The 21,493-nt window shown below is 57.0% G+C and carries 18 protein-coding genes; 6 read left to right on the plus strand and 12 right to left on the minus strand.

Annotation, left to right across the window (positions count from 1 at the left end; genetic code table 11):
• Positions 1-13 precede the first annotated feature (13 nt).
• The 4 genes from NUW46_RS09865 to NUW46_RS09880 form a co-directional block, all read right to left on the minus strand.
• Entirely contained in the window at positions 14-1,009 is a 996-nt protein-coding gene (locus NUW46_RS09865) for a bile acid:sodium symporter family protein (protein ID WP_418141992.1), read from the minus strand.
• A 3-nt stretch (positions 1,010-1,012) separates the two neighbouring features.
• Positions 1,013-1,690, minus strand: coding sequence for a FadR/GntR family transcriptional regulator (locus NUW46_RS09870; protein ID WP_222464436.1), 678 nt, complete (start codon positions 1,688-1,690; stop codon positions 1,013-1,015).
• Between the two features lie 81 nt (positions 1,691-1,771).
• Positions 1,772-3,262, minus strand: coding sequence for a flavin-containing monooxygenase (locus tag NUW46_RS09875; RefSeq protein WP_418141993.1), 1,491 nt, complete (start codon positions 3,260-3,262; stop codon positions 1,772-1,774).
• Positions 3,263-3,352: 90 nt separating this feature from the next.
• Complete coding sequence (locus tag NUW46_RS09880; RefSeq protein ID WP_069185268.1) at positions 3,353-4,264, minus strand: LysR family transcriptional regulator; 912 nt, start codon at positions 4,262-4,264, stop codon at positions 3,353-3,355.
• A gap of 100 nt (positions 4,265-4,364) precedes the next feature.
• Here NUW46_RS09880 and NUW46_RS09885 point away from each other — a divergent pair, with 100 nt between their 5' ends.
• Positions 4,365-5,984 (plus strand): NADH-quinone oxidoreductase subunit L, encoded by a 1,620-nt coding sequence (locus NUW46_RS09885; RefSeq protein ID WP_418141994.1) that lies wholly within the window; start codon positions 4,365-4,367, stop codon positions 5,982-5,984.
• Positions 5,981-8,434 carry a YbcC family protein gene (locus tag NUW46_RS09890; protein ID WP_418141995.1) on the plus strand — a complete coding sequence of 818 codons (2,454 nt, stop codon included), beginning with the start codon at positions 5,981-5,983 and terminating at the stop codon, positions 8,432-8,434. Before NUW46_RS09885 ends, NUW46_RS09890 begins: the two co-directional genes overlap by 4 nt.
• A gap of 37 nt (positions 8,435-8,471) precedes the next feature.
• Here NUW46_RS09890 and NUW46_RS09895 read toward each other — a convergent pair whose 3' ends face one another.
• The gene (locus tag NUW46_RS09895; protein ID WP_069185266.1) at positions 8,472-8,741 is read right to left on the minus strand and encodes a YebG family protein; all 270 of its coding nucleotides are present in this window, start codon (positions 8,739-8,741) and stop codon (positions 8,472-8,474) included.
• Positions 8,742-8,986: 245 nt separating this feature from the next.
• Between NUW46_RS09895 and NUW46_RS09900 the strand changes: the two genes are divergently transcribed.
• The gene (locus NUW46_RS09900; RefSeq protein ID WP_418141996.1) at positions 8,987-10,507 is read left to right on the plus strand and encodes a CHASE domain-containing protein; all 1,521 of its coding nucleotides are present in this window, start codon (positions 8,987-8,989) and stop codon (positions 10,505-10,507) included.
• A gap of 1 nt (position 10,508) precedes the next feature.
• On the opposite strand, the gene NUW46_RS09905 is transcribed toward NUW46_RS09900, so the two are convergent.
• Positions 10,509-11,477, minus strand: coding sequence for a beta-ketoacyl-ACP synthase III (locus NUW46_RS09905; protein ID WP_069185264.1), 969 nt, complete (start codon positions 11,475-11,477; stop codon positions 10,509-10,511).
• Positions 11,478-11,644: 167 nt separating this feature from the next.
• Here NUW46_RS09905 and NUW46_RS09910 point away from each other — a divergent pair, with 167 nt between their 5' ends.
• The 3 genes from NUW46_RS09910 to NUW46_RS09920 all read left to right on the plus strand — a co-directional run bounded on the left by NUW46_RS09910 (position 11,645) and on the right by NUW46_RS09920 (position 12,703).
• A complete protein-coding gene (locus NUW46_RS09910; RefSeq protein WP_136632255.1) occupies positions 11,645-11,896 on the plus strand; it encodes a YdcH family protein in 252 nt (83 codons plus the stop codon).
• A 168-nt stretch (positions 11,897-12,064) separates the two neighbouring features.
• The gene (locus NUW46_RS09915) at positions 12,065-12,217 is read left to right on the plus strand and encodes a hypothetical protein (protein ID WP_167352733.1); all 153 of its coding nucleotides are present in this window, start codon (positions 12,065-12,067) and stop codon (positions 12,215-12,217) included.
• A gap of 234 nt (positions 12,218-12,451) precedes the next feature.
• Positions 12,452-12,703 (plus strand): hypothetical protein, encoded by a 252-nt coding sequence (locus NUW46_RS09920; RefSeq protein WP_069185262.1) that lies wholly within the window; start codon positions 12,452-12,454, stop codon positions 12,701-12,703.
• A 3-nt stretch (positions 12,704-12,706) separates the two neighbouring features.
• Here NUW46_RS09920 and NUW46_RS09925 read toward each other — a convergent pair whose 3' ends face one another.
• From NUW46_RS09925 to NUW46_RS09950, 6 genes are all read right to left on the minus strand, one after another.
• Positions 12,707-13,555: a peptidoglycan-binding protein gene (locus NUW46_RS09925; protein ID WP_418141997.1), complete on the minus strand. Its 849-nt coding sequence runs from the start codon at positions 13,553-13,555 to the stop codon at positions 12,707-12,709.
• A gap of 116 nt (positions 13,556-13,671) precedes the next feature.
• Entirely contained in the window at positions 13,672-15,537 is a 1,866-nt protein-coding gene (locus NUW46_RS09930; protein WP_418141998.1) for a methyl-accepting chemotaxis protein, read from the minus strand.
• 256 nt (positions 15,538-15,793) lie between these two features.
• Positions 15,794-16,759, minus strand: a complete 966-nt coding sequence (locus tag NUW46_RS09935) for an ABC transporter substrate-binding protein (protein WP_418141999.1) — start codon at positions 16,757-16,759, stop codon at positions 15,794-15,796.
• Between the two features lie 286 nt (positions 16,760-17,045).
• Positions 17,046-18,884 carry a protein kinase domain-containing protein gene (locus NUW46_RS09940; RefSeq protein ID WP_069185259.1) on the minus strand — a complete coding sequence of 613 codons (1,839 nt, stop codon included), beginning with the start codon at positions 18,882-18,884 and terminating at the stop codon, positions 17,046-17,048.
• 9 nt (positions 18,885-18,893) lie between these two features.
• The gene (locus NUW46_RS09945; protein ID WP_305966065.1) at positions 18,894-20,489 is read right to left on the minus strand and encodes a dihydrolipoyllysine-residue acetyltransferase; all 1,596 of its coding nucleotides are present in this window, start codon (positions 20,487-20,489) and stop codon (positions 18,894-18,896) included.
• 26 nt (positions 20,490-20,515) lie between these two features.
• Complete coding sequence (locus NUW46_RS09950; protein ID WP_069185257.1) at positions 20,516-21,493, minus strand: alpha-ketoacid dehydrogenase subunit beta; 978 nt, start codon at positions 21,491-21,493, stop codon at positions 20,516-20,518.

Raw genomic sequence — 21,493 nt, forward strand, 5'->3', positions numbered from 1 at the left:
TCCGCCGTCCCGGTCAGCTGGTCTTGTTCGCGTTCGCCCGTTCAATTTTTTCACGGTACTTCTGAGCCAGGATGGCTCCCACAATCACCTGTATCTGGTTGTAGCACATGATCGGTAACACGATCATGCCGAAACCGGGATGGCCCGAGAACAGAACTTTGGCCATCGGCAGGCCAGACGCCAGGCTCTTCTTCGAGCCGCAGAACACCACCGCGGCTTCATCTTCCAGGCTGAAGCCAAATCGCCGCACCAGGAATTTCGCGAACACCATAAACAACAGCAGCAAGCCCAGGCACAGCGCGATGGCGAACAGAATGGCCCGGAGCGGCAGGTTCTCCCAGAGCCCGCTTTCCACTGAATGCGAGAAGGCAGAGTAAACAATCAGCCAGATAACGCACTGGTCGTAGCGCGCCATCAGCGTTTCGTTTCTTCCGAGAAACCCCCCGAGCCAGGGCCTGAGGGCGTGGCCCACGGCAAAGGGCAGCAGTAGTTGCAGGATAATGTCTTTGAGGCCCTCCGCAATGGAGAAATCCCCGCCACCGGATGTACTCACCAGCAGCAACAGCAGGAACGGCGTCAGCATCATGCCGAAGACATTGGAGGCGGCTGCGCTGCAGATGGCTGCGGGTACATTGCCCCTGGCCATTGCTGTGTAGGCGATGGAGGAAGAAACCGCCGAAGGCAGTACGCCCAGGTAAAGGAATCCGAGCCCGAGATCCCTCGGCATCCAGGAAGGCGCAATGTCGCTGAGTCCGTTGATCGGCAGCACCGCCAGCGGAAAGAAGATGAACGTGAGCGAGGTGATCAGGATGTGCAGTCGCCAGTGAGTGGCACCGGCGATGATCTGTTCCCGGGAGAGTGCCGCGCCATGAAAGAAAAAGAGCAGGGCGACGGCAACGGTTCCGGCGGTTGCCAGGGCGTCCCCGGCCTGGCCGGTGGCCGGCAGGAACGTCGCGAGGACGATGGCACCGAGCAGCAGCAAGGTAAAGGTGTCGATGCGGAATTTCATGAATCAGGACTCCCTGCGCTTGAGCGCCTGCAGACTTGGCTTGAGAAGTTCCCGGGCCAGAGTCTCGGCTTTGCTCTCATCCTGCCGTCTGACGGCGGCGAGCAGCAGTTCGTGGTCTTCCTGGGAGGGCTCCGGAAGATCCGTATCCGTCTCGGTCTGCTCTATGGTCTGGCTGACGGCGTGGGAGAAGTAATCGTAGAGCTCTACCAGCGCGGAATTATGGGACGCGGCGACCAGGGCGTGGTGGAAGGCTTCGTCGTGGCGGATGCGGGCCTGAAGGTTTTGTCCCGCCCTGGCGCGTGCATCCAGGGCCTTGGTCATCTGCTGCAGATCCCGGTCGGTTCGCCTCGCCGCGGCCAGTTTGGCGGCTTCCGTTTCCAGCATGATGCGTACTTCGAGCTGGTCCGCCAGCTGGGTGCGGGCAATCCTCCGTAGGGTTTCCCCGGCGTCGCGAGTGGCGCGCACGTAGGTACCATCGCCCTGGCGGGTTTCCAGCATGCCTACATGCACAAGTACGCGAACTGCCTCCCGCACGGTATTTCGGCTGACTCCGAGGGAATCAGACAGCTCCGATTCCACGGGCAGGCGATCTCCCACCGACCAATCGCCTTTCTCGATAGCGTTTCTGAGGCTCTCTATGGCGGTTTCCACCAGCGAGCCTTTGCGGATACGTTCCAGCATAGTGTTTATCATCCCTCAAACCGATAACCCAATCATCCTATGAATTAAGCCAGCCTTCAAGGGAATGTTGAAATCGGACACCTAGCCCGGGGGCTGCCCCGGGTAGAGAAATTGATAATCAGCGGTGTCTACGTGGCGGGTAGCGAATCGGTAGGTGAAGGTGAATCCCGGCCAGTTGACCGTATTTCGGCCGTTGGCGTCGAGATACCAGGACGTGCAGCCGGAGCTCCAGACCGTATCTTCCAGGCCTTGCTGAACCACCTGGGTGAAGCGGTCCTGGCGGTCCTGGCGCACATCCATGGCGGATTGGGGGTATTTTTCCAGTGCTTCAAGACATTCCAGGACGTATCGGAACTGGGATTCCAGCATGTAAAGGATCGAGTTGTGGGCCAGGTTGGTGTTGGGGCCATACAGCATGAACATGTTGGGGAAGCCGCTTACGGTAATGCCTTTAAAGGCGACGGCGCCATTCTGCCAGGCGTCGTTCAGGGTTTTTCCGTCACGGCCGGTTATCCGGATGGGCGAAAGAAACTCCGAGGCCCGGAAACCGGTGCCGCAGATAATGGCATCTGCAGGATGGTGGTGACCGTCCCGGGTGATCACGCCGGTTTCGTCAATCCGCTCGATCGTGTCGGTAATCAGGTTCACGTTGGGCCGGTTGATGGCCGGATACCAGTCATTGGAAATCAGAATGCGCTTACAGCCGATCTTGTAGTCGGGAATGATCTTTTTCAGTTTGGCGGGGTCCGATACCCGCTTTCTCGCCTCACGTTTGGCCTGGTTGGCGTAATACTCCAGCAGGCCACTGAATTTGGTGAACGCCAGGGCCCGGCTCTCGTTTTTCCAGTAAATCAGGTAACGATAAAAGCGGTCCCAGAGAGGCAGTTTCTGGAACAGCGTCTGCTCCCAGCGCTTGAATGGCCGATCTGGTTTGGGCAGTACCCAGGCTGCGGAGCGCTGGAACAGATCCAGTTGTTCAACCTTACGTGCAATCTCCGGGACAAACTGTATGGCGCTGGCGCCGGTACCAATAACGGCCACCCGTTTACCGGTCAGGTCGTAGTCATGATCCCACCGGGCCGAGTGGAACATCTTGCCCTGGAAGCGATCCAGGCCGTCGAGTTTTGGCCAGGCAGGTTGGTTCAACTGGCCCGTGGCGGTAATGAGTACGTCCGCAGTGAGTTGCTCGCCGTCAGCCAGTGTGACCGTCCACTGGTTCGAGTGATCGTCAAAGGTGGCTTCCTGTACTTCCGCCTGGAAACGGATGTGATCGTCAAGCCGGTATTTCTCGACGCAGTGCTGCATGTAGCCGAGTATTTCCCGCTGCAACCCGAATTTTCGCGACCAGTCGTGCTTTGGTTCGAAGGAGTAGGAGTAGAAGTGTGACTGTACATCGCAGGCAGCGCCGGGGTAGGTGTTATCGCGCCAGGTACCGCCAACACGGTCGGCTTTTTCCAGCAGGGTCAGGTTGGTGAAGCCTGCCAGTTTCAGTTTGATGGCCATTCCCAGGCCACCGAAACCGGTGCCGATAATCAGAATGGACGGGCGTTCACGGCGACTGGCTTGGGTCATATTCAGGAGTCCGGCATTATTATTGTGGTCTTTCGAAGTCAGTATACGCATGTAACCACCCGGTAGGGATGACATTTCTCGCCACACGGGCTAGTCAGAATGACCAATCGGCGTGCGGCTCAGGAAACTGTCCTCGGTTTGAGACAGCAGTTCCCGAAGCGCCGGCGTCTCGAACTGGCGTCGGATACTGATGGCGTAGAATTCCTCGAAAACGCCGGGCAGAGCGCCGTAATCCGCCAGAGCACCGCTTCTCATTTCGTCCCGCACGACCACCGGCGGCATGATGGCAAAGTGGCCGGTGTCCCGGGTCAGCAGTCGCATCAACGCCATATCGTCTACTTCCGCGGCGATGCTCGGGCGTAGCCGGTGGTATTCGCACAGCTGATCAAAGGCCTGGCGTATGTTGTTGTCGGGCCCTGGAACGATCAGGCTCCTGCCGCGCAGCACGTCGACAAAATCGCCCTGAACATCCACCCCCCGGGGGCCGATGATGCTGACCGGTTGTTTCGCAATCAAACGCGACCGCCACGGATTCTGTTCGTCGCCGTGCACCGACTGGTTGGCAAGGATCAAATCCAGCCGGTGGGCCGAAAGCCGCCGGAGCAATTCATCGATGTGACTGCTTTGCAAGCTGAGTTCCAGGTCCTCCCGGTTCAGGAGGGGTTGGAGAAACCCCTCCTGGAAGTTCCGGGAAAGGGTAGCGACCGCCCCAATCCTCAGGATCTCCCGATTGGGTTGGGCGCCAGAGGCAAACAATGCTGTCAGTTCCTCACCCTGCCGGAATATCTCTTCTGCGTATGAAAACGCCATGCGGCCCGCTTCAGACAGCTTCAGGCGCCGCCCCTCACGGATAAAAAGGTCATGCCCCAAACTCTCCTCCAGCTTCCGGATCTGTCCGGACAGTGCGGACTGGGAAATATGCAGCGAGTCGGCGGCCCGGGTCAGATGGCCGGTTCGGGCAACCTTCCAGAAATAGTAGAGATGGTGGTAGTTGAGCTTCATGGCTTTTCGTTCTCAAAAAAAGAATGAAGTGATCAGTATAAACCATTTTTTATATGTGATTGGTCAAGGCAAAGTACTGGCAAACAGGAGGTTTGCTGATATGCACCCAATCGCCGAATCGACATCGCTATTGATCCTCGCAATCTGGTTGCTGCTTCCGGTGAGTCTTTTCGTACTGGCAGGGTTGAGTGGCTGGCTGAAAAGTCCGCTGAAGCTGAACCACTGCTGGAGAGTGGCCGGATGGCTGCTGGTGTCCTCTATGGTTGCGTCTCTGATGGTGGGCGTGTTGCTGTTGTTGCAGGCCAGCGTTGGCGGAAACAGTGACACCCTGGCGAACCAGGGTAGTCGATACGGTCTCTACCCGGACGGCATTGCAGTCTGGATGGCGCTCATGGTGGCCTTTATCGGTTGGGTGATACTGCGGTTCGCGGACAATTACCTCAGCCAGGATCCCGGCCGCGACCGGTTTTTTCCCTGGTTTTTGGTCACCGTTGCCTCTGTCCTGATCCTGGTATTCACCAACCACCTGTTGATTCTTGCGGGCGCCTGGATTGGTGTCAGTCTGGCCTTGCATCATTTGCTGACCCTCTACCAGGACCGCCCCCAGGCCCGTATGGCGGCAGTGCAGAAGTTTATTGTCAGTCGGGTAGGCGATGCACTGGTGATCTCCGGTGTGGTGGCTCTGTATCTTCACTACGGCACCTTTTACCTGCCGGAAATGGTTCGGGCTGAGGCCGCCCGTGATGGCGGATCCACTGCCCTGACAGTGGCATCGGTTGTTCTGGCCCTGGCGGCAGTACTCAAGTGCGCCCAGATTCCTTTTCACGGTTGGCTTATCCGCGTGATGGAAGCGCCGACGCCGGTATCGGCGTTGCTTCACGCCGGTGTGATCAACCTTGGGGGGTTCCTCTGGCTGCGCCTGTTCCCCGTGTTTGACGGCTTTACGGCGGGCCACATGGTGTTGCTGGTCTTCGGTGGTATGACAGCGATCGTTGCGGTCCTGACCATGATGACGCAGTACTCCGTCAAGCATGCCCTGGCGTGGTCCACCTGCGCGCAGATGGGGTTCATGCTGTTTGAGATCGGTATGGGCGCTTACACCCTGGCTCTGCTGCATCTGCTGGCTCACTCACTGTACAAGGCACACTCTTTCCTGGCTTCCGGTCGCACCGTGGCAGTATCTGCGGCAAATCCATTTCCGGAATCGTCGCCGGCCAGTCGGCTGTTTTGGGCCGGTTCTACCGGCCTGTTGGCCGCCGCTATCCTCGTTCTGGCTCCGTGGATCGTGGAGAACAACCCGGTATTCGGAGCCTTGCTGGTGTTGGCGGTCTCCGCGGCTGCCATGGGTATTCCGGCCGGAGCGACCTCTGCGGTGAAGCTGAGGCTTGCAGGCCTGGCGGTGCTGCTGGTTCCCCTGTACTCGCTGCTGCACTTCCTGGTTGGCCCGGCAGTGTCTGTGCACGAGGGCTTCGTTATCCCCATTGCAGCCTGGTCGGTTGCGTCCGCAATGATCGCGGTGTTGGCTGTCTTTTCTTTGATGATCGTATTCGGGGCCCGTTTCCGGATAACCCGAACGCTGTGTGTCCATTTCCGTCAGGGGCTTTATCTCGAGTTGCCGTTTGACCGGCTGACGCATTACCTGGCAGCGGAAGCCCTCAAGGTGCCTGAAATGTTTCACCGTGTTCCTCACCATCCGTTCAGACTGGAGGAGAGATCATGAGTGGCGTCAGCGAGTCGGTCCCGGAGCTGCGTGCAATGACGGATGACTGGCACAAGCCTTTCCGGCAGGCCTGCGAGCTTATCGCTCCAGTCTGGCCCCTCGACCAGTGGATTGCGGTGAATCCGTTCTGGGGGCTGCGGCACTTGCCGGCTTCGCGGGCTGACCAGGTGCTCGGCGAGCGCGGCGGATTCAGCATGCTTATGCCAACAGAGTTCTATCGGGAGGCCTGGCAAGGTGGTCGGATCCGCCGGGAGGATTTGCAGGCAAGCATCGCCGAACGGGGCGATGTGCAGAACACAGCCTGGTATCTGGATTGGCTTGGTCGGGCACCTTCCACAAGAGCACCCCTGAAAAGCTCCATACTCGATACCTACAGGTTGGCAAGCGGCGACGATCAGGGTGGTCTGGCAGACACGGCCTGTGATCAGGTGTCGCGTGTGTGTGGCGCCTTCTTCGATCAGCGGCAGGGCCGCTGGTCAGCTGTTGACGATAGCCCCGAAACGGGTCTTTTCCAGTTCTGGCTGGAGTCCGTCCGCAACGACCTTTCTCTGGATTTCAGTACCGGCCTAAAAGGGGCAAGGGCCTTCTTCAAAAGCGTGCCAGACAAGATGGACGAAGGCATTCCTGACGCCCTGAATCGGATCGGTGTCTTCGGGGAAGAGCTTGAGGCCCTGTGCCACAGCCTGTTGCTGAAGGTGAACGGCTGGGCGTCCTGGTGCCGGGGTGAGGATTGGCGGGCCGGCCTTGAGGGCCGCTCATCGGATCGGTGCGCGGAGATACTGGCCATCATGCTGGTATGGGAATCCGCCGGTGTTGCCTTCGCAACAACGGCCCAGAAAGCCGAGTGGCAGAGGCAGAGAGCACGGGCGCGTCGCAACGGAGACCACGACATTCGAACGAGGCTCTGGGTCTGGCAACGTGCCTTTGAAATCGGCTATCAACGCACTCTCTGGAGCGCGCTCGCGGCTGGTCCCGAAAAGCAACCGGCATCTGATCATGAAAGCGAAAGACCGGACGCCCAGGCCGTCTTCTGTATTGACGTTCGCTCTGAAGTCATGCGCCGCCACCTGGAGGAGGTTTATCCCGGGGTCCAGACCCTCGGCTTTGCCGGGTTCTTCGGGATGCCAATTGACCACCAGCAGCACGGGCCGTTCGCGCCGGCTCGCCGTTTGCCGGGTCTTTTGCCCGCCTCGTACCGGTTGATCGATACCAGGGGCAGCTTGCGTGAGGATTTGGCAGAGAACCGCTCCCTGGATCAGAGAGAAATTGCCCGGGAATCGGTGAGGAAGGCGAAATACACCAGCCTGTCGACCTTCACGCTGGTGGAAACGACCGGTCTGGCCTGGGCCTGGAAGCTGCTGAAGGACTCGTTGAAAAAAGGCCATAGAGCGAAAGAGGAAAAAGCCGTCGAGGGCCGGTTGGTGCACAGTCTTGGCGGGGACCCCCTGTCGGATCCCCAAAAGGTTGCGCTGGTCGCAAATATGCTCCGTGGCATGTCTCTGACCAACGGTTTTGCACCTTTGCTGGCGCTGGTTGGCCATGGAAGTCATACCGACAACAACCCGAACCAGGCCGGGCTGGAGTGTGGTGCCTGCGGTGGGCAGAGTGGTGGCGTCAACGCGCGGCTGGCGGCGCGCCTGTTGAACGACCCACAGGTTCGGGCAGGCTTGGCAGACGAGGGCATCAGGATCCCGGACTTTACGTGGGTGGTGGCTGCCGAGCATTGCACGGCGACGGATAAAGTAACGATTGCCGATCGCCACCTGGTTCCGGATTCCCATGTACAGAGGCTGGCGGATCTCGAAGCGGGGTTTGCAGGGGCTGGCGTTCGCGTGCGGAAGGAGCGGGCCACACCATTGAAACTGAATGGTCTGGACGATGCGAACCTCGAGGAGGCCATGGCAACCCGAACCCGGGATTGGTCTGAGGTGCGCCCGGAGTGGGGCCTGGCCAATAACGCGGCCATCATTTTTGCCAAACGAAACAAAACCCGGGGGTGCGACCTGTCGGGGCGGGTATTCCTGCATGACTACGATCCGGCTCAAGACGCTGATGGTGCTCTCCTCGAATCCCTACTGGCGGCACCCATGGTGGTCGCCAACTGGATCAACCTCCAGTATTTCGCGTCCGTTACCGTTCCCGAGGTGTACGGCGCCGGCAACAAGCTGCTGCATTCGGTGGTTGGGGGTAATGTGGGCGTCGTCGAAGGCAACGGCGCGCATTTGAGAATAGGCCTGCCGTTACAGTCTGTGCACGACGGCACCTATTGGCGTCATGAACCGGTCCGTCTGACGGTTCTTATTGATGCACCAGCGGATCGAATCGAATCGGTATTGCATCGCCAGCGGGATGTGGCCGCGCTGGTGGATAACCAGTGGGTCAGTCTGCACCGAATGGCTGACCAGGGAATCGAGCGCTATGACAATGGCAGATGGATAGAAGTTGGGTGAAAAGAGGGCGACAACTGCCTGCCGCCCATACAGTTTTTTACTGATCCGCGTTCAGAAGCTCTGGCTTTTTGAGGGCCTTCTGGAACAGTTCTTTATCCTCGGCGATGGCCATGGCGCAGCGTTCGGCCAGGTCGTCACCCAGCCCCTCGACCTTGCGGCCCAGGAATACCTGAATTTCTTCGGCCAACTCGAGCACTTTGTCTCGTGCGTCGGCTTCGGCTTTTGAAGTGAACAGCATCGTCTCAGGATTTTTCAGTGCCATATCCAGGCCGTCCCTATCAGAAAAGTAGACTGCTTGTACTGCCATGGTTTTTCCTCGCAGTGGGATTGCTTATTACTGTATAAAAATACAGTTTAACCGAATGGCCTTTCGGGTGCCAATCTCATTCCGGAACGCTTCACTGCTTATTTACATTCCCTCACATCCCGGGAATGCCGGCATACGTAAAAGCTATCTGAGCAAGTGTTTTTGCAGGCTTTTGGTACCAATTCCAGCGACTCGAGAGGATGTTCAGATTGTCCGCAGCAGGTTACCCGAAAAGACGAATATTTGTGCCAGCCGCAGTCGCTTTTACCGTAGGCGTGGTCATCAGTCTTGCCCTTGGCAGACTGTTCTATATCGAGGAATCGAAAGCCGTTGAGCTCGAGTTCAAGGCGGACATAGATCAACTTTCCGATAGCATTGAACGCGAGGTTTTGTTGAACCTCGAGATTCTCTATGCGCTGAAGTCAGCCGTGGGAATCATGCCTGAAATGACCCGGGCCCGGTTCGAGACACTTACGCGGAACGTTCTCGATCGATCCCCGGCCATCCAGGCGTTTGCTTGGGCGCCTGTGCTGGAGCAGGACCAACTCAGCGAATTCACTCGCAAGCAAAGCGAGGTTTTTGAGGACTTCACTGTTCGCGAGGCAGGTTCGGACGGGCTGGTTCCCGTGAAGTCGAGAGCGCAGTACGTGCCCGTTCAGTTCATTGAGCCGCTTTTTGATAACCGGGCGGCGCTTGGATTTGACCTTGCCAGTGAAGGCTCCCGCTTCGAAGCGCTCGACCGGGCAAAGTCGACCGGCGAAATGGTGGCGACGGCAGGAATCCGTCTGGTTCAGGAACCGGAGAATCAAAAAGGGTTTCTGGTATTTGCGCCTCTGTATAGGGGCGAGCCGGGCGCCATGGCCGCGCAAGGTGACTTTGAAGCTTATCATTCCGGCTTTATCAACGGTGTTTTCCGGGTTGGAGAGCTGGTTGGGCAAGCGGTCGGAAGTGAGCTTGGAAGCGATCTTCTGTTGGAAGTGATTGATCGAACGGGGGGCGATGAGACGCTGCTTTTCAGATCCGGGGATCCGGCGGCCGAATCATGGCAGTACGATAATAGATACCGGGCGGGAGAATTCGAGATAGCGGGTCGTCAGTGGACCGTTGAAGCGGTTCCGTCTGCCCGCTTGATTCGCGAAAAACGCGGACTGCTGCCAGTGTTTGTAGCCTCGTCCGGCATTGTTCTTGTGTGCGTTGTTGTCGGGTATTTCCTGGCAGGTGCCAGGCGCAACCTGGCGTTGACGGATGCAAAGGCCCAGTTGGAGCAGATTTCACTTACGGATGCCCTGACAGGGCTCGCTAATCGGCGACATTTCGATACCGTGCTTGAGCGAGAGGTCAGGCGGGCGGGGCGAGACGGTACCCGGTTGTCTTTGATCATGATCGATATCGATTTTTTCAAAGAATACAACGATGAATATGGTCACCCGGCAGGCGATGCTTGTCTGAAAGAGGTCGCGAGCATTCTGAGAGATATGGCAAAGAGGCCCGGGGACCTGGTCGCACGGTATGGCGGTGAGGAATTCGCAATCATCTTGCCGGACACTGCCGATCCCGGGGTGATTGCGGAGTCCTGTCGAAAAGGGGTTCTTGAACGGGCAATGCCCCACGAGCTGTCTTCAGTTGCAGAGTACGTCACCATCAGCCTTGGCCTAACCACAACGGACGTGGCAACGGAGGTCACGCCGGAGGGGCTGGTCGATAGAGCCGATTCAGCCCTTTATGAAGCCAAGGAATCGGGGCGCAACCGGGTGTGCGTAAGCTGACTCAGTATCTCAGCAACGCTGAGCCCCAGGTGAAGCCGCCGCCGAACGCTTCCAGCAGGAGTACTTCATTGCGTTTGATGCGGCCGTCTCTTACCGCGACATCAAGGGCCAGGGGAATAGACGCGGCTGAGGTGTTGCCATGCTCGTTGACCGTAACGACCACCTGGTCCATGGACATGTTCAGTTTCCTTGCCGTCGCCGAGATAATGCGGAGGTTGGCCTGGTGGGGGACCAGCCAGTCGATTTCTGATTTCTGCATCTGGTTGGCGGCCAGGGTTTCATCAACGATCTTCCCGAGCGTGTTAACCGCCACCTTGAACACTTCGTTGCCTTTCATCTCAACGAATGCGCGTCCGGCTTTTACCTGATCGTAGTTGTCCGAGATACCACAGGGTACGTGCAGCAGATCTTCATACTGACCATCCGCGTGGATGTGGGTAGACAGGATACCGGTTTCCTCATCGGCCTCCAGGATCACGGCGCCGGCGCCATCACCGAATAAAACACAGGTTCCCCGGTCGTCCCAGTCAATGATGCGGGAAAACACCTCAGCGCCGATAACCAGCGCTTTTTTGCTGCTTCCGGTCTTGATGAATTTGTCGGCGGTTGCGAGGGCGTAGACAAACCCGCTACATACGGCCTGAATGTCGAAGGCAGGGCAGCCATGGATTCCCAGGCGGGCCTGCAGGATGCAGGCGGAGCTCGGAAAGATCTTGTCTGGCGTAGAGGTGGCAAACACGATCAGGTCAATGTCTTCAGCCTTGATGCCTGCCGCGTCGATGGCATTCTTAGCAGCCTGCTCCGCCAGGTCCACCGTAGTCTGGCCTTCGATGGCGATGTGCCGCCTTTCAATGCCCGTGCGCTCGCGAATCCACTGGTCGGTGGTGTCGACCATTTTCTCGAGGTCTTTATTGGTAACAATGTTGTCAGGCAGGTAAGAACCGGTGCCGGTAATTCGTGCAAAGGTCATTCGCAAGTGTCCCGAGGCGTAACTGGATAACGTTCTGCCATGCTATACCCATGGAACGTCGTGCGTAATTAGCGATTTGTCAAAGACGCCCAGAAACTGGCACGCTCGTCTATGCTGAAGGTGATCAGCTTTGATCAACACTCTGCAAACAAAAGGAGCGTATAACGATGGGCATTTCCAGCCACGAGCTTCACGTAGAATTCCCCCAGTACAAAGACCTTATCCAGGAACTCAAGAGCAATGACCTGAAGTTCAATGAAAAGCTTCAGGAGTACACGCATCTTGATCACGAAATTGAAGGGCTGGAAAAGAGGGACTCTCCCATTGGCGACGACAAATTGCACCGCATGAAGCAGAAGCGGGCACAGCTCAAGGACGACCTTTACCAGGTGCTGATTTCAAACGCCAAGGCGTCATGAAACTGCAATTAAAATGACACCATTCTGAAACGCTAAAATGCCGGGAGCCCCTGTTTATAGGGGTTTCCAAGTATTCAGAAAACTCCTTGTCAAGCCTAGAATAGGATCCTAATTAAACAAGGTCCCGGTTTTACCGACCGAATTCTGGGTTGACTAAGGAGTAATGAAATGAAAAGAGCTGCTTCTCTTTACAAAGGCTGGCGGATGAAGCGCAACTTTGTCCATTTGGTAATGACAATGGATCGCCGTTTGCTGAACGATGTGGGATTTTCCCCGGAGCTCGTTGAACAGAAATTGAGCACCCCGTTCTGGAAATTCTGATCGGTAGGCGCGATCGAATGTGGCTAAGGTAACCTTCTGAGCTGGTTGAAAAATAACCGGTCCGGAAGGTTACATGTTGTCACATTAATGAAATATGCCCTTGTTCTTAAAGTATTTTTATCTCGAAAAAGTCTAAGAAAATTGATCTGAATCTGTATTCTCTATTAGCGGATCAGCTTATAGTTACGCTACCTCCAGAACCAGACCGGTTCACCCCGAAAGGAGAGCTTGACGATGATCCAGGAATTCCTTCAAAGCACCTTACCTCTAGACTCTTCCGTAAGCCTCAGACGTTCTGACACAGATCCCGACAAAGAAATGGCCAGGGCCCACAGTGAAGCCTTTGAAATCGTTTCAGATGACGGTGAAACCGTCGGCTTTGTGAAGGCCTGGGAAGATGACCCCAGCTTTCGTGGTTATGTCCATTTCGACTCTGAAGGCAACGTGATCGACTGGAAGGTCTTCAAAGACCGGTTGCAGAGCTGACGCTCATACCAGCCAACCGAAAAAGAAGTCGAACAACTTGCTGAAAAAGCCGCCCCCGGTGCTCTGAGGTTTCTCGGCAGCCGTGGGTGTTGATGCAGTGGTTTCTTCCTCGATTGGCTGGGCTTTCCTGGTATCGGTTGCTTCCTGCTCGGCGTATCCCGCGCTGGTTGGTTCCGTAGGGAGCTGGGCCAGCACCGGGTCTGGTTCTTCGTTGACTTCCGGTGTTGTTACTTCGGCGACCACAGGTTCCGGCGTGGGGTCTGGCGTTGGGGCTTGGGGTTCTGAGGGCGCCTTTTCCTCAATCGTAACTTCAGGTTGTTTTGAAGTATCCCCAGTAGCTACTTGTTTGTCCGGCGTTTTAATGTCAGGTAAGGGTGTCTGGGCAACCTGCTCGGAAGGAGTTTGAGTGGGTGTCGCGACAGGTTGGGGCGCAGGCTCCGGCTCTGGCTTCGGTTCAGCTCTGGCAACGGCAGGAGAATCGGGTGCCGGCTCGGGCAGGGACAAACCAAGCTTTGCCATTGATGCCTTTTGACTGCCGACTGAATTTGCCGCGATGGTTGCGCTCGAGGTTTTGGTCACGCCGAGTGCTTCCAGTGTTGCTGCATCCAGGGTGCCGTTGGTTTGCAGCCCATTCTTATCTTGATAGGCGCGTATGGCAGTTCGGAGCTGTTCATCGATCCAACCATCCGCGCGTCCGATATCATGGCCGGCCCCGTAAAGCGCGTTCTCTGCGGCGAAAATAACTTTCTCGGGTTCGGCGGCTTGGGCCGTGCCAAGGCAGGCAGCCGCTGTCAGTATGGCGATGACAGGGCTGCGAAAGCCTGGCTTCCGGGATGATTGAGGGCGCGTCATGGCGGGATACCTCCGGGCAGTCCATTTCCGGTTACATTGTGTAACTTGAAGCCCCAAGGTATCAGGTAATTATGGACGCGCTCGTGAAGTGGTTAACATCTGCAACCATTGTCCGCTCAGGATTCGCTGGCGCGGAAGCGTCTCACCAGAGTGTTCAACTCATCAGCCATGATGGCCAGCGACTGGCTTGAATGGTTTACCTGGGAGATATCCCCGGCGAGTTCTTCAATGGCACCGCTGCTTATCTCCACATTTTGAGTCATCTCTGATGCCGTGGCTCTCTGCTGTTCGGTGGCGCTGGCTATCTGGGTTGTCATTTCGACGATGCTGTTGACCGCGGCGAGAATATCGGTCAGTGCTTCGCCGGACTTGCTCGCCTCCTCGCTGGCCTCTTCGGCCATCTGCTTGGCCTTGCTCATGTCAACGACTGCACCGGCTGCGCCACTTTGAAGCTGTGACACAATGCGCTCGATATCGACGGTTGATTCCTGCACCCGTTTGGCCAGCCCGCGAACCTCATCGGCAACCACGGCAAAACCCCGTCCTGCCTCGCCGGCGCGGGCCGCTTCGATAGCGGCGTTCAAGGCCAGGAGGTTGGTCTGTTCTGCAATGCTCTGAATCACCGCAAGCACATTGCCAATCTCGGCTGACTCGTTTTCCAACTGCTGGATGCGCGTCGATCCTTTTTCTACCTGATTGGCAAGGTTAGTGACTGCTCTGATGGCAGAGCCAACGGTTTCCTGGCCGGAATCGGCAAGAGAAGCTGCCTTGCGGGCGGATTCGTCAGTTTCGCTGGTGTTCGAAGCGATTTCTTCAGAGGTCGAGACCATCTCCTGCATGGCGGCGGACACCTGAGTGATCTGATCGCGCTGCTGCTCGGAGTTGGCGGTGGTGCGCTTGGTGATGCCGGAGAGGGATTCTGATTCGCCCGTAAGCTGGCGGGAAGCCCTGACGATTTGCGAGATTGTCTTCTCGAGGGTTTCCAGGAAGGTGTTGACGGCACCAATGAAATCACCGATTTCGTCCGGGCGACCCGGGGTCAGCCTGGTGGACAAGTCTCCGTTATTGTTGGCGATGTCGTCGAGATAGCCCAGGATTTCAGTTTTTGCACGCTTCACACTGGAGCCCATCAAACGGCTCATCAACACCGCAACGATCAGCCCGAGCACTGCAGATACTGTAAACGCGGCGAGAGTGAATTTGAGTGCGAGGGATGTTTCTGCCGTTGCTTCATCCGCTTCCTGATCCAGAGACGCGAAGATACTGCTTTCAAGTTGCCGTGCCATACTCGCAATTTCCGGCCCAAGGACATCCAGCTTCTGGGTTTTGACGCTCACCAGAATACTCTGTTGTTCCAGCATCTGCTGAACGCCCGTTCGGTAGGCTTCCAGCTCCTCGACGACGGTATTGAGGTACACCTGAACGAATTCAGGGCCGTTTTCAGCATCAATCAGTTCCAATGCATCAGACAGGTCCTCGATGGCCCATCCCAGTGCCTTTTGCGAGTCCTCGTCGCCAGTCGCCAGATAGCGCTGAGCAGTCATTCGCATGATCAGCGCATCGTTCAGGAGCTGTTCCAGGCCAGCTCTCAATTCGCTGTCTGGTTCACGATTGGCGACGCCGTTTAAAGCGAGCCTGAGGGCCTTTGTTGCGTTCGGCCCATGCACATCCAGTTTCTCATCGATGATGCTGAGCACCTGACGCTTTGCTGGAACCAGTTCGTTTCTGAACGATTCAATGTACTGATTGGTTGTCTCTTCAATGCGATCAACCAGTTTGGCTCGCTCGGGCTCCTGGATGTCTTCCTGGGCTTTTGCCATCACCGCCCTGAAATCCGCCTCCGATTCACCGAAGCGTTCCAGGGTCTTTTCGTTTCCGGTCGAAAAATAATCGAACACGCGAAGTCTCATTCGATAGACGCTGGTGATCGAGTCGGTTCCTATCGCGGTATCCGGTGCCAAATCCCGGGCAACCGTGTTCATTCTCTGATCCAGTTTCTGGAATTCAAAAACGCTGAAAAGCGTGACAGCAGCGAACAGTAAAAGAATAAAAAGGGGAGCAATTAATAACTTGCCGGGAACACCTAATTTTCTTTCTAAGGAGTTTAGGAAAGAGGAAGCCAAAGCATAGCCCTTCTATTAATTTGTTTTGTTTCTTATCGGCTGCGCCGACCAAATCTGAAGTCCTGGGCCAGATTTTCCGGGTCGGCGCAGCTATCGTTGACGGAAACCGTCGAATCTACTCCACAAAGTTCGCCTGACTGGCGATCAGCGGAGAGAGTTGAAGGTTCCAGTGCTCGAGTCCGCTTTCGCTGTAGACATAATGTCCGCTGAGGGATTTCAGCTGCGGTATCTGGTCTGGTCTCATGCCATTGAGGATTAGCGAGGCCAGTCTTGCTGCCGTAAGCCCCTCCTGTTGGGCTGAGATGGTGAAACCGCCGATGCTTTGTTCCTCACCAACAAAGATATCCCAGAAGGAAAAAAGCGGAAGCTGAGCGCTGTAGTAGGCCTCTTTGAGCAGTTCATAAGGAGTAGCGTAGTTGCCGTCCTTGTCCCGGATAGTGTGGTGGGTTCCCAGAACCACGGCGTCATAGCGCTCATGAGCGTTTACCACCGATTTCAGCCAGGTATCCCGGTCGTTGGTCAGGACGATATCCAGGTCCGAGCCGTAAATAGTGGCCTGGCGTTTGTCACCGAAATATTCGTTCACTGCATTGCGCATGGTAGGTGAGTCATCCATCAGCACCAGGAAGCGATCCCTCTGCCGAAGGACTTTTCGCAGATGCCGGATACTGTCGGCGAAGAAGGGGCGTTCCAGTATTCCGGTAACCAGCGGGTGCTCAAGGGTGGGGTGCTGAACCGGGCCACCATTCACTCCCAAAAATACCACTGGAATCTCGCGCTGCACCAGATGCTCCGCCATCAGTGAAAATGCATTGTCATCACCCAGGATGGCCACATCCGGCTTCATCTCGGCGATCTTGCCCTGAATCTCAGCCACCTTGTCTGGCCATTCGGGCTTGGGCAGGCGTTTGGTGTCCAGTTCAAAGACCTTTATGTCGTGGTCATTCCCAAGAACCGAACGGACAGCCTCAATGTAATCGGCATCCCATTTGTATTCGATGTGATAGCTTTGAACGATAACGACGGTTTTGGCAAAACACAGGGGGCTGACCAGCAACAGAGCCAGTAGGAGAAATCGCATAGTTGTTCCTTATTGTTATCCGAGCAAACGTGAAAAACAGTCTTTCTTAACGATTTGTTCTTCAGGCAGTTTTTATCGTTATGTCCGGTTCTGATACAGGAACCATGCCAGTTGCCAAGTCATTGTTTTTACGTGTTTTCAGGAGTCTTGAGCGGTTTCGTTCACTGATTTTGGAAATGAAGTGTCCGGTCGCTGGGACATCTCGGGAGTTTCCTGATTGAAATTGTCGGCTTTACCGGACAAAGCGTCCGAAACAGCGGACAAAACGGATGGGGTTGGCTGGAGCCTAAGCGTGTTCGGACCTGGGGTTGCGCGGGTAATACCGGTCGGGCAGACGCTCGATATGCGGGAAGAAGCGCGTGTCCTTATAGGGCATCTTCATATACCCGGAAACTCCGAGCCCGGTGATCTGTTCGACAGCGGAAAGGATTTCATCCAACAGCCGCGTAAACTCCGCTTCCCGGTCGGGATCCAGCAGCCGGTAGTGGCTATGAATCTTAAGGTGCCGGGGCAGGGCTTCGAAGATAATCATGCCGGTGTGGTGGATGTCGTTCAGGGCCTCCAAAGCGTGGATTATGATGTCCGGCAGAACCAGAAACTCCTCCGGATCGGGGCCGTCCTCGAAGTAGGAATGCACGCGGCTTTCATCCTCAACCTCCGGCGCAGCGCTGACCTCGTAATGCAGTTTCATTCCCGGTGACAGGAGAAAGGGTTGATCCGGCTCGTCACGGTCGATGTGCAGGGTGTTCCGGGCGTTAAACAGGCAGCTTTTGAAAATGCCCTGTCGGTAAATTGCCTGGGCGAGGTAAACCATGTTGTTGACCGCCTGAACAAATGCTGACTTCAGTGCCGGATCGTGCAGGTTCAGCGACGTGTCGATGTAGATTCCATCGGTTTCCCAACGCACGGCCAGACCACCTTCCACCGGATAGCGCCCCAGGCGGCTGACGGCCGCCAGGAAGGCTTTCTCGGTTTCGCCCATGCCCTGCATGAAGTTCTTGTAGTAGCGGTCGAGCTGAACGTCGTTAACGTCGTTGAGGGTTTCCGGCGCTCCTTCTTCCCGGAGGAAGGATTTGCGGGAGCTGTAAACCACGGTGTCGATTTCCTGGTCCGAGGCTCGAACCCAAACCGGTACCTGGGCCGCGACCGGCTTTTCGGGCAGATCGATCATCACCGTACGAGCCATCCGCGGCATTTCCCTGAGGTAGTAATCACCGGCTTTGCGCCGCGTGTCAGGATCCGGCGACAGCATGCCATCGAGCATCCGGGCGAACTCCATGGGCAGTCCCAGGGAAGTGGCGGGAATGGCACGATGACCAAATCGGCAGGATTGCGCCGAAGCGAGGGCATAGAGCGTGCCGGCCGCACCTTGTTCGTCAAACCGCGGCGAAGACAGGCCGCCGTTGAGCTGTTCCTCACCAATAAAATAGACATCGCCCAGCCGCGCGTTGGTTTGCTGCAGGTTGTCGGACATCAGCTCCATCACATTGGCGGTAATGAACTGCTGGTTAGCGTCCAGCTGGGCAAACACCGAGGAGCCCCAGTCAATCAGCGCGATGTTTTCGGTGCTGGCGTCGAACACCAGATTGGATGGTTTGATATCACCGTGAACGATCGGTCTTCCGGCAGGGCCGTTTTCCCGGCGCAGGTTGCGCAGGATGTCAGCAAGCTGGTCGGCAATGCGGATAATGAGTCGTGGCTTTAGGCGGCCATCACGCAGGGATACCTCTTCCAGATTCAAACCGGCAGCCCGTTCCATCACCAGAATCGGTTGGTTATTGGCTCGCTGATAGGAAATCAGCCGCGGCACCCTGGGGTGACGGACCTGTTCAAGAATGTACGCTTCGTCTTCAAGCCGGTCCTGAAGATGTCTGGGCAGGTTGATGCGGGTGAATTTGAACACATGTTCCGGGCCACCGATGGCTGTGCCCGGCAGGCGGCCGGCAAAGACAAAGCCGTAGGCGCCCTTACCAATCAGTTCGATGTCCTGGTAGCCGAGTTGGCGGAGCTGGGCGGCGCAAAGCGCCACCCAGTCCTTGAGCTTCTTGGCATCATCATGGCTGAGCAGATAGATCGACTGCTCTTCGGGGATGTAGAACTGCTGCAGTTGAGTCTTCTGCGCCATGATTGTCCGTCAGCCCATATGCAGCAGCATGGTTTGGGGCGATTCCAGGTAACCTTTCCAGCGGTTGCAGAAGCGGGCGATCGTGCCGCCATCGATTATGCGGTGATCGCCGGCCCAGCTCACCGTCATGATGGCCCGTTCCACCACCTGGCCGTTGGCGTCAAACCGGGGCAGTTTCTGGGTGCGTCCCAGGGCCACGATAGCAACCTCGGGTGCATTGATAATGGGTGCAGCGTAGGTGCCACCCAGTGCGCCAATGTTGGAGATGGTGATGGTGCCGCCCTTGAGGTCTTCCTGGCTGACACGGCCGGATCGGGCCGCTTCGGTAAGGCGCGCCACTTCGTCAGCAATGCCCAGCAAGGACAGGCTCTCAACGCCCTTGATGTTCGGCACCATAAGCCCGGCCTTGCCATCCACCGCCATACCAATGTTGCATTGGGGCAGGTAGTGAATCTCGGTGACGTCGTCGTTGAGCTGACTGTTGAGTACCGGGAATTCCTGGACCGCCAGGGCCATGGCCTTCATGAAGAAGGGCATGAGCGTCAGCCGTGAGCCCCGAGCCTCCGCCTCTGGTTTGAGTTGTTCCCTGAGCTTGAGCAGATCGGTAACGTCGATATCCTCACTGTAGATAAAGTGCGGAATGGTGGTTGCCGATTTCACCATGCTTTTCGCCATGGCGGCTTTCATGCCTCGGATCGGTTCCACACGAACGTCCTGCTCGGGCGCGTTCTGCCGGCGTGTCACGGTACCGCCGGAAGCTTGCGCTTCGTGGCCGGAATCCGGAGCCTGCGCCGATTTTGAACCACTCTCAATATGCGCCAGCACATCGGCCTTCAGCACCCGGCCATCTTTGCCGGAGCCGGCGATGTCGCTGAGGTTGAGCTCGTGTTCCCGCACCAGGCGACGGACGGCCGGGCTGGCGGGAATACGCTGTCCGCTGGCCTTAGCAACCGGTGAGGCCGTTGCGGTTGAGAGTTGCGCAGCGGGCTCCGGTTTGGCTCTGGGCTCTTCTGGCTCTTCCCGGTCCCGGGGAATGAACGCGAACAACGGCGCATGAACCTTGGCCATCGCCTGCTGTTGGTGATAAAGCTTGGTTACCCGCCCGGCTTTGGGAGCAGTAATCTCGACCATGGCCTTGTCGGTCATAACGTCCACGACAGGCTGGTCTTCCTCAATCTCATCACCTTCGGCAACCCGCCATTCCACCACCTCGCACTCGACAATCCCTTCGCCGATATCCGGCAGGATAAAGTCTTCGGTGGTGTTATCTCTGGACTCGGCGTCTGAGGGAGATTGCTTTTCAGCCACGGGGGCAGCCTTTGGCTCCGCAGGCTCCGCAGAGCTAGCCGGCGCCTGGCCACCACTTTCGTTCTCATCCACCAGCTCAAACAGCGGGGCATGAACCTTGGCGATATCGCCTTCCTTGTAGTAGAGGCGGGTCACCCGGCCCTTATAGGGCGCCGGAATTTCCACCAGGGCCTTGTCGGTCATTACCTCAGCCACCGGCTGATCTTCTTCGATCACATCGCCTTCACTGACCAGCCATTTGACCAGTTCACATTCCACGATACCTTCGCCGATATCGGGCAGAATAAAATCACTCATAGTTGCTCTCCTGTCCTGATATCAGCCTAGAATTCAACGCTCGCCCTGATGGCCTCGTAGACCTTCAGGTGATTGGGCAGGTGCTCTTTTTCCAGCACCAGCGGGAACGGAGTGTCCATTCCGGTTACCCGAGCGATCGGAGATTCCAGATACAGGAAGCAGCGCTCCTGAATCGTGGCGGCGATTTCACCGGCGAAGCCGCCGGTCAGGGGAGCTTCGTGGGTGACCACCAGCCTTCCGGTCTTGAACACGGAGTTGGCGACGGTTTCCACATCCCAGGGCAAGATGGTCCTCAGGTCGATGACCTCACAGGAAATGCCATCTTTCTCGGCCCGTTCCACGGCCTGATCGATGACTTCCATCTGGGCGCCCCAGCCCAGAACCGTCACATCCGTGCCTTCCTTGGTGACTTCGGCTTCACCCAGGGGCAGGCGGTAGTCCTCGTCTGGCACTTCACCCACCGAGGCCCGGTAAAGCCGCTTGGGCTCGAAGAACAAGGTTGGGTTGGGATCGTGGATGGCGGCCAGCAATAGCCCTTTGGCCTGATGCGGGTTGCGCGGTACCACGATTTTCAAACCCGGGGTGTGGGCGAAGTAGGCTTCCGGGGACTGGGAGTGATACAGGCCGCCGGCAATACCGCCGCCGTAAGGGGCGCGAATGGTTAGCCCGCCAACGTTGAACAGGTTGCCCGAGCGGTAGCGGAACTTGGCGGATTCGTTCACGATCTGATCGAACGCCGGGAAGATGTAGTCCGCGAACTGGATCTCGGCTACCGGTACCGAGCCCTGTGCCGCCAGGCCGTTGGCAAACCCGATGATGCCTTGCTCTACCAGGGGCGTGTTGAAGCAACGGGCCTTGCCGTACTTCTGTTGCAGGTTGCTGGTAGCACGGAAAACGCCGCCAAAGACACCCACGTCCTCACCGAAACACAGCACTCGCTCGTCTTCCGCCATGGCAGTGTCGAGGGCGTTGTTGATGGCCTGGAGCATATTCATCTTGGTCAT

The sequence above is a fragment of the Marinobacter sp. MA genome (genome assembly GCF_048298425.1).
Lineage (GTDB): Bacteria > Pseudomonadota > Gammaproteobacteria > Pseudomonadales > Oleiphilaceae > Marinobacter > Marinobacter salsuginis.

What these genes read in the sequence shown, in the direction of transcription:
- NUW46_RS09950 (WP_069185257.1), bottom strand. Translation starts at nt 21,493, where the DNA reads ATGACCAAGATGAATATGCTCCAGGCCATCAACAACGCCCTCGACACT.
- NUW46_RS09895 (WP_069185266.1), bottom strand. Translation starts at nt 8,741, where the DNA reads ATGGCAGTACAAGCAGTCTACTTTTCTGATAGGGACGGCCTGGATATG.
- NUW46_RS09920 (WP_069185262.1), top strand. Translation starts at nt 12,452, where the DNA reads ATGATCCAGGAATTCCTTCAAAGCACCTTACCTCTAGACTCTTCCGTA.
- NUW46_RS09910 (WP_136632255.1), top strand. Translation starts at nt 11,645, where the DNA reads ATGGGCATTTCCAGCCACGAGCTTCACGTAGAATTCCCCCAGTACAAA.
- NUW46_RS09880 (WP_069185268.1), bottom strand. Translation starts at nt 4,264, where the DNA reads ATGAAGCTCAACTACCACCATCTCTACTATTTCTGGAAGGTTGCCCGA.
- NUW46_RS09865 (WP_418141992.1), bottom strand. Translation starts at nt 1,009, where the DNA reads ATGAAATTCCGCATCGACACCTTTACCTTGCTGCTGCTCGGTGCCATC.
- NUW46_RS09940 (WP_069185259.1), bottom strand. Translation starts at nt 18,884, where the DNA reads ATGGCGCAGAAGACTCAACTGCAGCAGTTCTACATCCCCGAAGAGCAG.
- NUW46_RS09930 (WP_418141998.1), bottom strand. Translation starts at nt 15,537, where the DNA reads ATGAACACGGTTGCCCGGGATTTGGCACCGGATACCGCGATAGGAACC.
- NUW46_RS09915 (WP_167352733.1), top strand. Translation starts at nt 12,065, where the DNA reads ATGAAAAGAGCTGCTTCTCTTTACAAAGGCTGGCGGATGAAGCGCAAC.
- NUW46_RS09890 (WP_418141995.1), top strand. Translation starts at nt 5,981, where the DNA reads ATGAGTGGCGTCAGCGAGTCGGTCCCGGAGCTGCGTGCAATGACGGAT.
- NUW46_RS09905 (WP_069185264.1), bottom strand. Translation starts at nt 11,477, where the DNA reads ATGACCTTTGCACGAATTACCGGCACCGGTTCTTACCTGCCTGACAAC.
- NUW46_RS09870 (WP_222464436.1), bottom strand. Translation starts at nt 1,690, where the DNA reads ATGCTGGAACGTATCCGCAAAGGCTCGCTGGTGGAAACCGCCATAGAG.
- NUW46_RS09885 (WP_418141994.1), top strand. Translation starts at nt 4,365, where the DNA reads ATGCACCCAATCGCCGAATCGACATCGCTATTGATCCTCGCAATCTGG.
- NUW46_RS09875 (WP_418141993.1), bottom strand. Translation starts at nt 3,262, where the DNA reads ATGACCCAAGCCAGTCGCCGTGAACGCCCGTCCATTCTGATTATCGGC.
- NUW46_RS09945 (WP_305966065.1), bottom strand. Translation starts at nt 20,489, where the DNA reads ATGAGTGATTTTATTCTGCCCGATATCGGCGAAGGTATCGTGGAATGT.
- NUW46_RS09935 (WP_418141999.1), bottom strand. Translation starts at nt 16,759, where the DNA reads ATGCGATTTCTCCTACTGGCTCTGTTGCTGGTCAGCCCCCTGTGTTTT.
- NUW46_RS09925 (WP_418141997.1), bottom strand. Translation starts at nt 13,555, where the DNA reads ATGACGCGCCCTCAATCATCCCGGAAGCCAGGCTTTCGCAGCCCTGTC.